The 15,507-nt window shown below is 61.8% G+C and carries 16 protein-coding genes; 10 read left to right on the forward strand and 6 right to left on the reverse strand.

Going from position 1 to position 15,507, the window contains the following annotated elements; all coding sequences use genetic code 11:
• Window positions 1-149 precede the first annotated feature (149 nt).
• Entirely contained in the window at window positions 150-824 is a 675-nt protein-coding gene (gene radC, locus OPU96_RS08360) for a RadC family protein (protein WP_192298007.1), read from the forward strand.
• A 29-nt stretch (window positions 825-853) separates the two neighbouring features.
• Here the strand turns inward: radC and OPU96_RS08365 are convergent, their stop codons facing one another.
• Window positions 854-2,446, reverse strand: coding sequence for an ABC transporter substrate-binding protein (locus OPU96_RS08365; RefSeq protein ID WP_498558955.1), 1,593 nt, complete (start codon window positions 2,444-2,446; stop codon window positions 854-856).
• Between the two features lie 458 nt (window positions 2,447-2,904).
• Here OPU96_RS08365 and rpmB point away from each other — a divergent pair, with 458 nt between their 5' ends.
• Complete coding sequence (gene rpmB / locus OPU96_RS08370; RefSeq protein ID WP_003176907.1) at window positions 2,905-3,138, forward strand: 50S ribosomal protein L28; 234 nt, start codon at window positions 2,905-2,907, stop codon at window positions 3,136-3,138.
• Between the two features lie 11 nt (window positions 3,139-3,149).
• The gene (gene rpmG / locus OPU96_RS08375; protein WP_003176906.1) at window positions 3,150-3,305 is read left to right on the forward strand and encodes a 50S ribosomal protein L33; all 156 of its coding nucleotides are present in this window, start codon (window positions 3,150-3,152) and stop codon (window positions 3,303-3,305) included.
• Window positions 3,306-3,376: 71 nt separating this feature from the next.
• Here rpmG and OPU96_RS08380 read toward each other — a convergent pair whose 3' ends face one another.
• Window positions 3,377-3,739: a cupin domain-containing protein gene (locus tag OPU96_RS08380; protein ID WP_192298005.1), complete on the reverse strand. Its 363-nt coding sequence runs from the start codon at window positions 3,737-3,739 to the stop codon at window positions 3,377-3,379.
• A 230-nt stretch (window positions 3,740-3,969) separates the two neighbouring features.
• Between OPU96_RS08380 and OPU96_RS08385 the strand changes: the two genes are divergently transcribed.
• The gene (locus tag OPU96_RS08385; RefSeq protein ID WP_498558956.1) at window positions 3,970-5,463 is read left to right on the forward strand and encodes an aldehyde dehydrogenase; all 1,494 of its coding nucleotides are present in this window, start codon (window positions 3,970-3,972) and stop codon (window positions 5,461-5,463) included.
• Between the two features lie 157 nt (window positions 5,464-5,620).
• Window positions 5,621-6,763 carry an MFS transporter gene (locus OPU96_RS08390; protein ID WP_498558957.1) on the forward strand — a complete coding sequence of 381 codons (1,143 nt, stop codon included), beginning with the start codon at window positions 5,621-5,623 and terminating at the stop codon, window positions 6,761-6,763.
• A 42-nt stretch (window positions 6,764-6,805) separates the two neighbouring features.
• On the opposite strand, the gene OPU96_RS08395 is transcribed toward OPU96_RS08390, so the two are convergent.
• Window positions 6,806-8,371, reverse strand: a complete 1,566-nt coding sequence (locus tag OPU96_RS08395) for a phospholipase D family protein (protein ID WP_226454678.1) — start codon at window positions 8,369-8,371, stop codon at window positions 6,806-6,808.
• Between the two features lie 62 nt (window positions 8,372-8,433).
• On the reverse strand, window positions 8,434-9,858 hold the full coding sequence (locus OPU96_RS08400) for an aminotransferase-like domain-containing protein (protein WP_226454677.1): 1,425 nt from the start codon (window positions 9,856-9,858) through the stop codon (window positions 8,434-8,436).
• A 166-nt stretch (window positions 9,859-10,024) separates the two neighbouring features.
• On the opposite strand from OPU96_RS08400, the gene OPU96_RS08405 reads away from it, so the two are divergent.
• Complete coding sequence (locus OPU96_RS08405) at window positions 10,025-10,249, forward strand: DUF1127 domain-containing protein (protein ID WP_226454676.1); 225 nt, start codon at window positions 10,025-10,027, stop codon at window positions 10,247-10,249.
• Here OPU96_RS08405 and OPU96_RS08410 read toward each other — a convergent pair whose 3' ends face one another.
• Entirely contained in the window at window positions 10,250-11,542 is a 1,293-nt protein-coding gene (locus OPU96_RS08410) for an NAD(P)/FAD-dependent oxidoreductase (protein WP_498558958.1), read from the reverse strand.
• Window positions 11,543-11,656: 114 nt separating this feature from the next.
• Here OPU96_RS08410 and OPU96_RS08415 point away from each other — a divergent pair, with 114 nt between their 5' ends.
• Complete coding sequence (locus tag OPU96_RS08415) at window positions 11,657-12,010, forward strand: YkgJ family cysteine cluster protein (RefSeq protein WP_177005603.1); 354 nt, start codon at window positions 11,657-11,659, stop codon at window positions 12,008-12,010.
• A gap of 38 nt (window positions 12,011-12,048) precedes the next feature.
• Here OPU96_RS08415 and OPU96_RS08420 read toward each other — a convergent pair whose 3' ends face one another.
• Window positions 12,049-12,537 carry an Lrp/AsnC ligand binding domain-containing protein gene (locus OPU96_RS08420; protein ID WP_003176896.1) on the reverse strand — a complete coding sequence of 163 codons (489 nt, stop codon included), beginning with the start codon at window positions 12,535-12,537 and terminating at the stop codon, window positions 12,049-12,051.
• 156 nt (window positions 12,538-12,693) lie between these two features.
• Here OPU96_RS08420 and dadA point away from each other — a divergent pair, with 156 nt between their 5' ends.
• The 3 genes from dadA to alr all read left to right on the forward strand — a co-directional run bounded on the left by dadA (window position 12,694) and on the right by alr (window position 15,471).
• Complete coding sequence (gene dadA / locus OPU96_RS08425) at window positions 12,694-13,995, forward strand: D-amino acid dehydrogenase (protein ID WP_226454673.1); 1,302 nt, start codon at window positions 12,694-12,696, stop codon at window positions 13,993-13,995.
• Complete coding sequence (locus OPU96_RS08430) at window positions 13,967-14,320, forward strand: RidA family protein (RefSeq protein WP_034110260.1); 354 nt, start codon at window positions 13,967-13,969, stop codon at window positions 14,318-14,320. Before dadA ends, OPU96_RS08430 begins: the two co-directional genes overlap by 29 nt.
• Before the next feature lie 77 nt (window positions 14,321-14,397).
• A complete protein-coding gene (gene alr, locus OPU96_RS08435) occupies window positions 14,398-15,471 on the forward strand; it encodes an alanine racemase (protein ID WP_226454671.1) in 1,074 nt (357 codons plus the stop codon).
• The last annotated feature ends 36 nt before the right edge of the window (window positions 15,472-15,507 follow it).

Here is a 15,507-nt window from a genome sequence, read left to right on the forward strand (position 1 = left end):
CTTTCCAGTTCAGTGATGCCAGTTCAGTGACGCCTGCGATACCCCCTCCCCAGGGGAAATCACATGCAAAAAAGAGGGCTTACGATAACACAGCGTCCGCCAGGCAACAGCGGCGTGCATGCCATGGCGCTTACGAAGAGGGAGGTGGGATGAGTATTCGCGATTGGCCTGTGGCGGAGCGGCCACGGGAGAAACTGTTGGAATGGGGGGCGAAGAGCCTTTCGGATGCCGAGTTGCTGGCGATCTTCCTGCGTACGGGGGTTTCCGGCAGAAGTGCGGTGGACCTGGCGCGCCATTTGCTGACGCAATTTGGCGGTTTGCGTCCACTGTTGGAGGCCAGTCAGAGCTTGTTCAGCCAGCATCTGGGTTTGGGGCCGGCCAAGTTTGCGCAGTTGCAGGCGGTGCTCGAAATGTCCCGGCGGCACCTGGCAGAGCGTTTGCGCAGTGACTCGGTGCTGGAAAGCCCGGTAGCGGTACGTGATTACCTCAAGGCGCTATTGCGGCATGAGCCCCATGAGGTTTTCGGCTGCCTGTTCCTCGACTCGAAGCATCGGGTACTGGGGTTCGAGGCGTTGTCCCAAGGCACTATCGACACCGCCGTGGTTTATCCGCGGCAAGTGGTCAAGCGTGCCCTGGCATACAACGCCGCGGCCTTGATCCTGTGTCACAACCACCCTTCCGGCAGCCTTGAGCCCAGTGCAGCTGATCGAAAATTGACCAAGTTGCTGCAAAAGGCCCTGGAAGTGGTGGACGTGCGGGTACTCGATCACATCATCGTGGGGGACGGGGACCCCTTGTCGATGGCGGAATACGGCTGGATGTAGACCCGCCCCATGGGGGGCGGGGCGAGTGTTCAGGGCTTGACGCGGACTTTCGAAAAGTCCTGGCGGCCGAACGGGCTCACTTGATAGCCCTCGACATTCTTGCGTGCCAGGGCAAACGCGGTCGGGTGCGCCAGTGGCAGCCACAGCGCCTGTTGCTGGATCTGCGCCTGGGCCTGCTGGTACAGCTTGCTGCGCACCCCTTGCTCGTTGGTGGTCTTGCCAGCGCTGATCAGCTTGTCGAGGGCAGGGTCGCAGTAACGGGCGAAGTTGGTGCCGGATTTCACTGCGGCGCATGAGAACTGCGGGGTCAGGAAGTTATCCGGGTCGCCGTTGTCGCCGGCCCAGCCCATGAACAGCAGGTCGTGCTCGCCGGCTTTGGCGCGGCGAATCAGTTCGCCCCATTCGATCACGCGGATATCGGCCTGGATACCGACCTTAGCCAGGTCGGCTTGCAGCAATTGTGCACCAAGGTTCGGGTTGGGGTTCAGCAGGCTGCCGGTGGGCCGTGTCCAGATGGTGGTCTTGAAGCCGTCCTTGAGCCCGGCGCGGTCCAGCAGGGTCTTGGCTTTGGCGAGGTCCTGTGGATAACCCGGCAGATCCTTGGCGTAGCCCCAGGTATTGGGCGGGTAAGGGCCGTTGGCGGCTTCGGCGGTGCCTTCAAACACGGCCTTGAGGTAGCTGGCCTTGTCGAAGGCGAGGTTGATGGCCTGGCGTACTTCGGGCTTGTCCAGCGGCGGGTGCTGGCTGTTGATGGCAACGAAGGCGGTCATGTAGGCCGGGGTTTTCTCGACCTTCAGCGCAGGGTCCTTTTCGGCCTCACCCACGTCCAGGGGCTTGGGCGACAGGGCGATCTGGCATTCATCACGGTGCAGTTTCTGCAGGCGTACGTTGGCATCCGGCGTGATGGCGAAGATCAAGTTATCCACAGCGGGTTTGCCGGCGAAATAATCCGAGTTGGCCTTGTAGCGCACCACGGCGTCTTTCTGGAAACGGCTGAAGATGAACGGACCGGTGCCGATGGGCTGGCTGTTGAGCTTCTCCGGCGTACCGGCCTTGAGCAGTTTGTCGGCGTATTCGGCCGGGTAGATCGAGGCAAAACCCATGCTCAGGGCGGCGAGGAAGGTGGAGTCGGCGTGGTCGAGGGTGAAGCGCACGGTGAGTGGGTCGAGGGCGTCGATCTTCTTCACCAGCGCTGGCAGTTGCAGCGATTGCGCGTGGGGGAAGCCGCTCTGGGCAATCTTGTGCCAGGGGTTGGCCGGGTCGAGCATGCGTTCGAAGCTGAAGCGCACATCTTCGGCAGTCAGGGTGCGGCTCGGGGTGAAGTATTCGGTGCGGTGGAATTTTACGTCCGGGTGCAGCTTGAAGGTGTACGTCAGGCCATCCGGCGAGACGTCCCAGCTGTCCGCCAGGCTTGGCACCAGCTTGCCGGCGGCTGCGTCATAGTCCACCAGGCGGTTCATCAGCACGTCGGCCGAGGCATTGGTGGTGGTCAATGAGTTGTACTGCACCACATCGAACCCTTCGGGGCTGGCCTCGGTGCAGACGCTCAAGTTGTTGGCGGCAGTGGCCAGCGGGGCGATAAATAGAGGGGCTAGCAATAGCGGTAGGGCAGCGAGGCGCATGTTCGGTTTCCTTTGCAGATCGAAGGCCCATCTGCGAGTGCAGTCTGGAAAAGGCCTACCGTAGAGGTCTGATTGAAAAATGACTAGTCCATTTTTGCCTGTGCTTTTGCTTCAAATGCTGTTTTCATGGCGCCTCAGCGCGTTTCGCCGAGCACTTCATCGTGCCTGCGGGCGCTGTAAATCAATCTGTGCGACGAGCGGTCGGCTGTGACAGCGGCCCCTACTGGCAACGGTTCAGGTGTGTTTTGCCTAGATTTACACCGGTAAAAACACACGGGCTGTTGTTGCACCAGGGTCTTTCTGGTATAAAGCAGCGCTCTTTTCTAGGGGCCCGGTTCCTTCGCTTGTAGGTGTAGCCGGTAAGACCCTAAAGAAACGCGGCGCCTGGCGCCAAATGACTGAGAGATTAAGCGGCCAACCCATGCCGGGTTGGGCATGTGGTTTTAGAGGGCTGAGGCATGTCGAGAGTCTGTCAAGTTACCGGTAAGGGTCCGGTGACTGGGAATAACATTTCCCACGCAAATAACAAAACCCGTCGTCGTTTCCTGCCGAACCTGCAGCATCACCGCTTCTGGGTTGAAGAAGAGAAACGTTTTGTTCGCCTGCGTGTATCTGCCAAAGGCATGCGTATCATCGACAAGCGCGGCATCACTGTCGTGCTGGCCGAAATCCGCGCCGCTGGCAAGATCTAAGGAGCTCTATCATGCGTGAATTGATTCGAATGATCTCTAGCGCCGGTACTGGTCACTTCTACACTACCGACAAGAACAAGCGTACTACCCCGGACAAGCTCGAAAAGAAAATGTTCGACCCGCGCGTTCGCAAGCACGTGATCTACAAAGAAGGCAAAATCAAGTAATTGATTTTCCTCCTTGTGAAAAAAAGCCCGTATCTCACGATACGGGCTTTTTTTTGCGCCGGATTTGTTGATCAGGCTTTTTGTTCGAACACCACGTAGATCTTGCGGCACGGCTCCAGTACTTCCCAGGTGCCGCTGAAACCCGCGGGGATCACGAAGCGATCGCCAGCACGCAAGGTCTTGGCGTTGCCGTCGGCATCACGCAGCACCGAAACACCCTGCACAATCTCGCAGTACTCATGTTCGGTGTAATTGACCTTCCACTGTCCGACTTCACCTTCCCAGACGCCGGCACTCATCTGGCCGCATGGGCTGTTGTAGTGGTTGTAGATCGTTTGCTCGGGGTCGCCCTTGAGGACTTTCTCGGCGGCGGGGCGGTAACGGTCGGCGGGGGTCTTGGCTTGGCTGAAGTCGACGATGTCCTGGATGCTCATGTGCGTGTCCCGTCTGGCCTGCGGTGGGGGAGTCCAAAGTCTATGTTTATTAAAATGAACATCGCAAGGGCGTTTGCCGCGCTTGTGTCAAATATATTGAAACATCCCCAGCCGCTGGTTTAGGGTGGCAGCTGCCTTGAGCCGAACAGCAGGCTGGCCGGGCAAGAATTCTTTGAGGCTGCCGGGGGACATCACCTGGCCCTTGTATTCAATAAGAGGAGGACACTCGCATGACCACCCTGACCCGTGCCGATTGGGAACAACGCGCCAAGGACCTGAAGATCGAAGGCCGCGCCTACATCAACGGCGAATACACCGCCGCAGCTTCCAGCGACACGTTCGAATGCATCAGCCCGGTCGATGGCCGCCTGCTGGCCAGCGTGGCCAGCTGTGACGCCACCGACGCCCAGCACGCCGTGGAAAACGCCCGCGCCACCTTCAATTCCGGTGTCTGGTCGCGCCTGGCGCCGGCCAAGCGCAAAGCCACCATGATCCGTTTCGCCGCGTTGCTCAAGGCCAATGCCGAAGAGTTGGCGCTGCTCGAAACCCTGGATATGGGCAAGCCGATCAGTGACTCCCTGAATATCGACGTGCCCGGTGCAGCCAACGCGCTGAGCTGGAGCGGCGAGGCGATCGACAAGATCTACGACGAAGTCGCGGCCACCCCTCACGACCAATTGGGCCTGGTGACGCGCGAGCCGGTGGGCGTCGTCGCTGCCATCGTGCCGTGGAACTTCCCGCTGATGATGGCCTGCTGGAAACTCGGCCCGGCGTTGTCCACAGGTAACTCGGTGATTCTCAAACCGTCCGAAAAGTCTCCGTTGACTGCCATCCGCATCGCTGCCCTGGCCGTTGAGGCCGGTATTCCAAAAGGCGTGTTCAACGTGTTGCCAGGTTACGGCCACACCGTAGGCAACGCGCTGGCGCTGCACATGGATGTCGACACCCTGGTGTTCACGGGTTCGACCAAGATCGCCAAGCAGCTGTTGATCCGCTCCGGCGAGTCGAACATGAAGCGTGTATGGCTGGAAGCCGGCGGCAAGAGCCCGAACATCGTGTTCGCCGACGCCCCGGACCTGCAAGCCGCTGCCGAATCCGCCGCCGGCGCCATCGCCTTCAACCAGGGCGAAGTCTGCACCGCCGGTTCGCGTCTGCTCGTGGAGCGCTCCATCAAGGACAAATTCCTGCCCATGGTGATCGAGGCCCTCAAGGGCTGGAAGCCCGGCAACCCGCTGGACCCGGCGACCAACGTCGGTGCACTGGTGGACACCCAGCAGATGAACACGGTGCTGTCGTATATCGAAGCCGGTCACGCCGATGGCGCCAAGCTGGTGGCGGGCGGCAAGCGCACCCTGGAAGAAACCGGTGGCACCTATGTTGAACCGACGATTTTCGACGGTGTGACCAACGCCATGAAAATCGCCAAGGAAGAGATCTTTGGCCCAGTCCTGTCGGTGATCACCTTCGACAGTGCCGAAGAAGCGGTCGAGATCGCCAACGACACCATCTACGGCCTGGCCGCAGCAGTATGGACGTCGGACATCTCCAAGGCGCACCTGACCGCCAAGGCGCTGCGTGCCGGTAGCGTGTGGGTCAACCAATACGATGGTGGCGACATGACCGCGCCGTTTGGTGGCTTCAAGCAATCGGGTAATGGTCGCGACAAGTCGCTGCACGCGTTCGACAAATACACCGAGCTGAAGTCGACCTGGATCAAGCTGTAACTTTCAGGGCTCACCGCAGGTAAACGTGTGGGAGCGGGCTTGCTCGCGAATACGGTGTATCAGTACCAGATGAGCTGGCTGGCCTACCGCATTCGCGAGCAAGCCCGCTCCCACAGTGTTTTGTGTGATCTCAGGAATTATCCACAGGAGCGTGGACATGCGTTGGGCGACTTATTTCGCCGTTCTGGCCTCGGTCCTCAGCGTTGGCCTGGCCCTGGGGGTCAGCATGCCGCTGGTGTCCCTGCGACTCGAAGGCTGGGGCTACGGCAGTTTTGCCATCGGGGTGATGGCGGCGATGCCAGCTTTTGGTGTGTTGCTGGGGGCGAAGCTTTCCAGTCGTTTGGCCTCGTGGCTGGGCACTGCCAATTTGATGCGCCTGTGCCTGTGGGGCGGGGCGCTGTCCATCGGTTTGCTGGCGATTTTGCCGAGCTATCCGGTGTGGCTGGTGCTGCGGCTGATGATCGGGGTGATCCTGACCATCGTGTTTATCCTCGGCGAAAGCTGGATCAACCAGTTGGTAGTGGAGCAATGGCGTGGCCGGTTGGTCGCGCTGTATGGCTGTAGCTATGCCTTGAGCCAACTGTCCGGGCCCTTGCTGCTGGGCCTGATCGGCACCGACCATGACTACGGCTTCTGGGTGGGTGTCGGCTTATTGGTGGTGGCGCCCGTGTTGTTGCTGGGACGCTCCGGTGCACCCACTGCCGAGTCGTTCAGCGTGACCTTCGCCGACCTGTGGCGCTTCTGCCTGAGCCTGCCGGCGATTGCCTGGGCGGTGGCCTTATTCGCCGCGTTCGAGGCGATGATTCTGACGCTGCTGCCGGTGTATTGCCTGCAACAGGGCTTCACTGCCGAGATCGCCTTGGCGATGGTCAGCACCGTGGTGGTGGGTGATGCGCTGCTGCAATTGCCCATCGGTGCGCTGGCTGACTACCTGCCGCGACGCACGCTGTTCCTCAGTTGTGCGGTGTTGCTGCTGGCGTCGAGCCTGGCGATTCCGCTGACCTTGCACACGTTGTTGATCTGGCCGGTGTGGGTGGTGTTCGGCGCCAGTGCTGGAGGGTTGTTCACCCTGTCGTTGATTCTGATCGGCGAGCGTTATCGCGACGATGCGCTGGTGCGCGCCAATGCCCACGTGGCGCAGTTGTGGGGGATTGGCTGCCTGATCGGGCCGTTGGTGGCGGGGGCAGGGAGCCAGTGGATCAGCGGGCATGCGTTGCCGTTCCTGATGGCGGCCAGCGCGTTGGGCCTGGTGGTGTTGCTGCTGCGCCAGGGGGCGTTCGGCGCAGCGCAACCGGCCTGACCTTACCGTGCAGTCAGCTCCCACAGTTGATCGGTGTTGTTCTTAAAGCATGCGTTCCAGGCCCACAGACGTGGCAAACCATGCATTGAAGCGCCGCCACCAACTGCCCGGCTCGCGGGTCAGGGTGTGCAATTGGCCGTTGTCCTCGGTCACCCACACCAACTGCCCATCCTGCAATTTCGGTTCATAACTCAACGCTGGCGCCATGCCTTGCAGCGCCAGGTTGCGCACATGTTCAGCCAGTTCGGGACTGTCGACCAATACGCCGACTTCGGTGTTCCAAAGCACCGAACGCGGGTCGAAATTGAACGAGCCGATGAAGGACTTTTCCCGATCAAAGATCATCGCCTTGCTGTGCAGGCTGGAGTCCGAACCGCGAAAGGTGCCACGCCGAAACAGGTGGGGGCCGCTGCCGCTGCCATCGCCCGGTTGGCGGCGCAGTTCGTAGAGTTTTACCCCGTGTTCCAGCAGGGCCTTGCGATACGGCGCGTAGCCGCCGTGCACGGCCGGTACGTCGGTGGCCTCCAGGGCGTTGGTCAGCAGGCTCACGGACACGCCTGCGTCGGCGCGCCCGGTCAGGTACACCAGCCCCGGCTGGCCGGGCACGAAGTACGCCGAGATCATGATCAGCTCGTGATTGACCCCTGCCAGCTCCGGCGCGAGTTGGGTGGTGAGCAGCAAGTGCGGGTCCGGTTCGGCCGTGGCCAGCACCTTGCTCGGCGCATCCCACAGCGCCTGGTTCCAGGCCCAGATCAACTCGCGGCGCCAGGTGTCCATGCGCGGTTGGGTCTGATAGGTGCGCAGCCGGTTGTACAGGGCGTAATGCTGCTGGCGTGATTCGGCCAGCGAGTCTTGCAGGCGCGCGCGTGCGGTCGCCAAGTCGCCTTTGGATGGCGTGTTGGAGACAAAGTCGTCAATCGGCTTGCTCAGGGCACTGTTCCAGTACTGGTCGAAGCTGTGGCCGAGCTGCTCGGCCACCGGGCCCAGGCTGAGCATGTCGATGTCGGTGAAATTCAGGTTGGGCTCGGCGTCGAAATACTCATCGCCCAGATTGCGCCCGCCGACGATGGCTGCGCTGTTGTCGGCCAGCCACAACTTGTTGTGCATGCGCCGGTGCTGCAAAGACAGATTGAACAGACGACCCATGGCCCGCGTCACGCCGGTGCTGCGGCCCAGATGCAACGGGTTGAACAGGCGGATTTCGATCTTGGGGTGGGCGGCGAGGGTGGCGATGATCTGGTCGAGGCCGTCGCTGGTGGTGTCGTCCAGCAGGATGCGCACACGCACACCGCGGTCGGCGGCCTTGAGCAGTTCGTCCACGAGCATGCGCGTGCTGATACCGTCGTGGACGATGTAGTACTGCAAGTCGAGGCTGGTCTGGGCGTTGCGGATCAGTTCGGCGCGGGCCATGAACGCCTCGCTGCTGTTGGGCAGCAGGCGAAACCCGGAGCGGCCCTGGTAAGGCGCGGCCTGGGCCTGGATCGAGCGGCCGAACGACGACTGGGCGGCGGGCAGCGCATCGCTGGGGACGCGCGGTGCGTTCACGGTGGCACAGCCGCCGAGGGCCAGGGCTCCCAACAGGAAAAACGGGAATAGCCGTTGCATCATCAAGGGAGTCGCTTCCAGATCAGGGCGGTTGTCGACATCTGACGGCTATTTCTCGGGAAAGGTCAGTGCATTTCCTCGTTCAGCAGTTTGATCGCGGCAGCACCGACCTTGCGCACGGCCTCTTCGATCTGCGGGCTCGGCTTGGCGCCGTAGTTCATGCGCAGGCAGTTCCGGTATTTGCCCGAGGCCGAGAAGATGCTGCCTACCGCCACCTGTACGCCTTGTTCCAGCAAGATCCGGTTGAGCTTCAACGTATCAAAGCCATCCGGCAACTCGACCCACAGCATAAAGCTGCCCTGAGGTCGGCTGGCCCGTGTGCCCGCCGGAAAGTAGCGGCTGACCCAATCGAGCATCAGGTCGCGATTGCGCTGGTATTGAGTGCGCATCCGCCGCAAATGCGGTTCGAAGTGGCCGTTTTTCAGAAATTCTGCGATCGCAATCTGCGGTTGCGTCGCTGTGGAGCCGGTGCTGATGTATTTCATGTGCAGCACCCGTTCCAGGTAACGCCCCGGCGCTACCCAACCGATGCGCAGGCCGGGCGCCAGGGTTTTGGAGAACGAACTGCAGAGCAGTACGCGGCCGTCTTCGTCGAAGGATTTGATCGTGCGCGGGCGCGGGTAGCTGTAGGCCAATTCGCCATACACATCGTCTTCGATGATCGCCACGTCAAAGCGCTGGGCCAGGGTCAGCAGGGCGCGTTTGCGCGCTTCCGGCATGATGTAGCCCAGCGGGTTGTTGCAGTTGGGGGTCAGTTGGATGACCTTGATCGGCCATTGTTCCAGGGCCAGTTCCAGGGCTTCCAGGCTGATGCCGGTGATGGGGTCGGTGGGGATTTCCAGGGCCTTCATGCCCAGGCCCTTGAGGGTCTGCATGGCACCGTGAAAGCTGGGTGAATCCACCGCGACAATATCCCCAGGTTCACAAATGGCGCGGATGCTCGCAGACAGCGCCTCATGGCAGCCGGTGGTGACCACAATGTCTTCGGCGTTCAGTTGGCAGCCGGAATCCAATGACAGCCGGGCGATCTGTTCGCGCAATTCCATACAGCCCATGATGTTGTCGTAATACAGCCCCGGCAGATCCTGGCGGCGGCTCACGCGGGCGAGGCTGCGCAGCAGGGGCTTGAGGGTCGGTGACAGCACATCCGGCATGCCGCGGCCCATCTGTATGACGTCTTTGCGCGGGACGGCGCGAATCAGCTCCAGCACCTGGTCCCACTGGGAAATGTCCACCGGGCGCTGGGCCGGGCGGCCGACTTCAGGCAGGGCCGGCAACTCGCGGCCGACCGGCACAAAGTAGCCGGATTTGGGCTTGGGCATCGCCAGGCCATTATCTTCCAGCAAGCGATAGGCCTGTTGCACGGTGCTCAAGCTGACCCCGTGTTCCACGCTCAAGGCGCGTACGGAAGGCAAGCGATCGCCGGGACGGTAGAAGCCTTGTTCGATGCGGGTGCCCAGCAAATCGGCGAGGTTGACGTAAAGGGTCATGGCGGTCGCTCCCAGGGGACCAGTACAGATCCAGCGAAAATACAGGATTCAGCCGTCCATAGGCAGTGTCTGTATGGATTTAATAAAAATTGATTGGATCTGTAATGGTTTTGCTCGCGCGCCCATCCTAGTCACTCATGGCAACAGGTAAATGAGGGGCGACACAATGAGCGGCATGAGCGATGTGCGGTTGGCGTTACACAGTCAGGAACTGGAAGCGGAGCAGGGACGCACGCTGTCGGCGCCGGCCAACAGCTGCTGGAGTCTGTTCTGGCACCGCAGCCATACGCGCAAGGCCTTGCTGGACATGACCGCCGAACAGCTCAGGGACATCGGCCTCAGCGCAGAACAGGCGCGCCAGGAAGGGGTGAAACCGTTCTGGCGCAAGTGATCACACCAGCTCTTTTAAGCGGTGCCAGAGCATCCCCAGCGCCAACAGTGGCGAGCGCAAATGCTTGCCGCCGGGGAAGGTGATGTGCGGCACCTGGGCGAACAGATCGAAACGGCCCTGCTGCTGGCCGCTGATGGCCTCGGCCAGTAGCTTGCCCGCCAGGTGCGTGGCGTTGAGGCCATGGCCGGCGTAGGCCTGGGCGTAATACACATTGGGTTGGTCGGGCAGCCGGCCGATCTGCGGCAGGCGGTTGGCGCCGATGCCAATCATGCCGCCCCACTGGTAATCGATCTTCACGTCGGCCAATTGCGGGAACACCTTGAGCATCTTCGGCCGCATATAGGCGCCGATGTCCTGCGGATCGCGGCCGGAGTAGTGGCAGGCGCCACCGAACAGCAGGCGTCGGTCGGCGGACAAGCGGAAGTAGTCCACCGTCACCCGCTGGTCGCATACGGCCATGTTCTGTGGCAGCAGGCTGGCTGCCTGGGCTTCGCTCAACGGTTCGGTGGCGATGATGTAGCTGCCGGCAGGCAGCACTTGGCCGCTCAACTGCGGGTTCAAGCCGTTCAGGTAGGCGTTGCAGGCCAGCACCAGGGTCTTGGCGCGCACGTTGCCCTGGGTGGTGTGCACGTTGATCTCGGGGCCGTAGTCGATGCGCGTGACGGCGGATTGCTCAAACAACTGCACGCCCAGTCGCTGCGCGGCGGCGGCTTCGCCCAACGCGAGGTTGAGTGGGTGCAGGTGGCCGGAGCCCATGTCGATCATGCCGCCTACGTAACGGTCCGAGCCGATCACGCTGCTCATCTGGCTGGCTTGCAGTAGGCGTACTTCGTGGCGATAGCCCAGGCTGCGCAACTCTTCGGCGTCTTCGGCCAGGCCTTGCAGGTCGCGGGGTTTGTTGGCGAGGTCGCAGTAGCCCCAGGTCAGGTCGCAGGGGATCTGGAAGCGTTCGACGCGCTCGCGCACGATCTCCACAGCTTCCAGGCCCATCAGCTTCATCTGGCGCACGCCGTCGCTGCCGATCACTGGGGTGAACTGCTCGAGGCCATGGCCGACGCCGCGAATCAATTGGCCGCCATTGCGCCCGCTGGCGCCCCAGGCGATTTTGCGGGCTTCCAGCAGCACCACGCTGAAGCCGCGTTCGGCCAGCTCCAGGGCGGTGTTCAGCCCGGAAAAGCCACCGCCGACCACGCACACGTCGGCCGTCATTTCGCCGGTCAGTACCGGGTAATCGGGTTGCGGCACGCTGGTGGCGGCATAGTAGGAAGCGGTGTGCCGGGCGCTGGCGATCATGGGAGCATCCCTGTTTGGAAAATTTGACGCAGGATACAGCGGTCGGACGAAGCTGTCTCACCGCGGGCTTTTGCGGCAGAATCCACGCCTATTCGCCGTTCGGTACGTGTTTCGATGAGTTGCAACAGCCAAAAGATCAGCGCACTGCGCCGACAGATTCCTTCGTTCGAGTGCGTCCCCGGCTGCCACGACTGCTGTGGGCCGGTGACCACTTCGCCTGAAGAAATGTCCCGTCTGCCGCGCAAGACTGCGGCCGAGCAGGACGCTGCCATGGACGAGCTGAACTGTGTGCACCTGGGCCCCAACGGTTGCACGGTGTACGACGAGCGGCCACTGATCTGTCGGCTGTTCGGCACCACTAAGACCTTGCCGTGCCCGAATGGGAGACGGCCGGTGGAGCTGATCCACCCGCGGGTGGAAAAGCAGATCCACGACTATATGGCGAGCACCCGGCAAGTATTGGTCTGACAGGTGTACTCGGTCAAAGTGTGGGAGCAAGGTGCCAGTTAATCGGGAATCGGCAGGTTCAGGCTCTCTTTCACTTCTTCCATCACGATATAGCTCTTGGACTCCCGCACATGGGGCAGCTTGAGCAGGATGTCGCCAAGCAATTTGCGGTACGAGGCCATCTCGGAAATCCGCGCCTTCACCAGGTAGTCGAAGTCACCCGACACCAGGTGGCACTCCAGCACATGGGGCAGTTTCAGTACGGCGCGGCGGAATTCCTCAAAGGTGTCGCCTGACTTGTAATCGAGGCTGATCTCGACAAATACCAGCAAACTCCCCTTCAAATGCTGAGGGTTGAGCCGCGCGTTGTAGCCCATGATGATCCCTTCGCGCTCCAACCGGCGCACGCGCTCGGTGCACGGCGTGGTCGACAGCCCGACTTTTTCTCCCAGCTCCGTGAACGAAATCCGCCCGTCGGTTTGCAGGATTCGCAGGATGTTGCGGTCGATCTTGTCCAGCTCCCGCTTGGTCTGGGTATTGGTACGCATAGGGGATCTGCCTCTGTGAAAAGGGTTTTTGCCGAGAATTGTCGCCAAATATAGGCATTTATATAGTGAAATGCACTGGTCATTGTTTTTTAAACTGCGCTCATCATTGCTCGAACAACACACGTCAGCGGCCACGCCCGCGATGAGGATATAAAAATGCGCGTTCTGGTCTTGGGTAGCGGCGTCATTGGTGTGACCAGTGCCTACTATTTGGCGCGGGCCGGCTTTGAAGTGGTCGTGGTCGACCGTCAGCCCGCCGCTGCCATGGAAACCAGTTTCGCCAATGCCGGCCAGGTGTCCCCAGGCTACGCCTCGCCCTGGGCGGCTCCGGGTGTGCCGCTCAAGGCCATCAAGTGGCTGCTGCAACGCCACGCACCGCTGGCGATCAAGGCCACTGCCGATGTCGATCAATACCTGTGGATGGCGCAGATGCTGCGCAACTGCACCGCCAGCCGCTATGCGGTAAACAAAGAACGCATGGTGCGCTTGTCCGAATACAGCCGTGACTGCCTCGACGAACTGCGCGCCGAGACCGGCATTGCCTACGAAGGTCGTAGCCTGGGGACTACCCAGTTGTTCCGCACCCAGGCCCAACTCGATGGCGCCGCCAAGGACATCGCCGTACTGAAAGAGTCCGGCGTGCCGTTCGAACTGCTTGACCGTGCCGGTATCGCCCGTGTGGAGCCGGCCCTGGCCAGCGTCACCGACATCCTCGCCGGCGCCCTGCGCCTGCCGAATGACCAGACCGGCGACTGCCAGATGTTCACGACGCGCCTGGCCGAGATGTGCAAGCAGTTGGGCGTGGAATTTCGCTTCGAGCAGGACATCCAGCGCCTCGACTACGCCGGCGAACGCATCAACGGCGTGTGGATCGACGGCAAGCTGGAAACCGCCGACCGCTACGTACTGGCCCTCGGCAGTTACTCGCCCAAATTGCTCAAGCCGCTGGGGATCAAGGCGCCGGTGTACCCGCTCAAGGGGTATTCGCTGACCGTGCCGATCACCAACCCGGCGATGGCCCCGACTTCGACCATTCTCGACGAAACCTACAAGGTCGCGATCACCCGCTTCGACAACCGCATCCGCGTCGGCGGCATGGCGGAAATCGCCGGTTTTGACCTGTCGCTCAACCCGCGTCGGCGCGAAACCCTGGAGATGATCGTCAACGACCTTTATCCTCAGGGCGGCGATCTGGCCGAAGCGACTTTCTGGACCGGCCTGCGCCCGACCACACCCGATGGCACGCCGATCGTCGGTGCCACGCCGTTCAAGAACCTGTTCCTGAACACCGGCCACGGCACCCTCGGCTGGACCATGGCGTGTGGCTCGGGCCGCTTGCTGGCCGACCTGATGGCCAGGAAAACCCCGCAGATCAGCGCCGCAGGCCTCGATATTTCCCGTTACGGCAACCACCAGGAGTCCGCAAAACATGTCAATCCAGCGCCAGCTCACCAATGAGCGCATGAGCCAGATCGTAGTCCACAGCGGCACCGTCTATCTGGCCGGGCAAGTCGGCGACGACATGAACGCCGGGATTGAACAGCAGACCCGTGAAACCCTGGCCAACATCGAGCGTTTGCTGGACCTGGCCGGTACCGACAAGACCAAGTTGCTGTCGGTGACGATCTACCTGAAAGACATCGACGCCGATTTCGCCGGCATGAATGCGGTGTGGGACAAGTGGCTGCCCAAGGGCGTCGCCCCGGCCCGCGCCACGGTTGAAGCCAAGTTGTGCGAACCGCAAATCCTGGTAGAGCTGTCGGTCGTGGCTGCGCTGCCGTAAACCAGATCCTCCCCCGGTGCCGACGTTATTGGGCGGCATCGGTTTTTTTTCACTCTGTCGCCTAGAAGCCTGCCGCCATGCGTCCTGCCCGTGCCCTGATCGATCTCCAAGCCCTGCGCCACAACTACCAATTGGCCCGTGAAGTCACGGGGGCCAAGGCCCTTGCCGTGATCAAGGCGGATGCCTATGGCCATGGTGCCGTGCGGGTGGCCCAGGCGTTGGAGGCCGACGCCGATGGGTTTGCCGTGGCGTGTATCGAAGAGGCGCTGGAGCTGCGCGCCGCCGGTATCCGCGCGCCGGTGTTACTGTTGGAGGGTTTTTTCGAAGCTGACGAGCTGCCACTGATCATCGAGCATGATTTGTGGTGCGTGGTGCATTCGTTGTGGCAGCTGGAGGCGATCGAGCAGGCCAGGCTGAGCAAGCCGCTGACCATCTGGCTCAAGCTCGACTCCGGCATGCACCGCGTCGGCCTGCATCCCAAGGATTATCACGAGGCGTACCAGCGCCTGCTGGCCAGCGGCAAAGTGGCCAAGATCGTATTGATGAGCCACTTCGCCCGCGCCGATGAGCTTGATTGTGCGCGCAGCGATGAGCAAGTGGCGGTCTTCGACGCGGCGCGCCAAGGCCTGGCGGCCGAGGTCAGCCTGCGCAACTCGCCGGCGGTGATGGGCTGGCCCAACGTGTCCAGTGACTGGGTGCGCCCCGGCATCATGCTGTACGGCGCGACGCCGTTTGGCGAAGACCAGGCCGTGGCCGCGCGCTTGCAGCCGGTGATGACCCTGGAATCCAAAGTCATTTGCGTCCGTGAACTGCCGGCCGGCGAGCCGGTGGGCTACGGCGCCAAGTTCATCACGCCAAAACCGATGCGCATCGGCGTGGTTGCGATGGGCTATGCCGACGGTTACCCGCGCCACGCACCGACAGGTACACCGGTACTGGTCGCCGGGCAGCGCAGCCAATTGCTCGGCCGTGTGTCCATGGACATGCTGTGCGTCGACCTGACGGACGTGCCTGAGGCGGGTCTCGGTTCGACCGTGGAGCTGTGGGGCAAAAACATCCTCGCCAGCGACATCGCCACTGCCGCCGAAACCATTCCCTACCAGATTTTCTGCAACCTGCGCCGAGTGCCAAGGCTCTATTCCGGCGATTGACCGCCCGCTACGAACGCCGCTGCCCGGGATTTAGGC

The sequence above is a fragment of the Pseudomonas sp. RP-B7 genome (genome assembly GCF_059803535.1).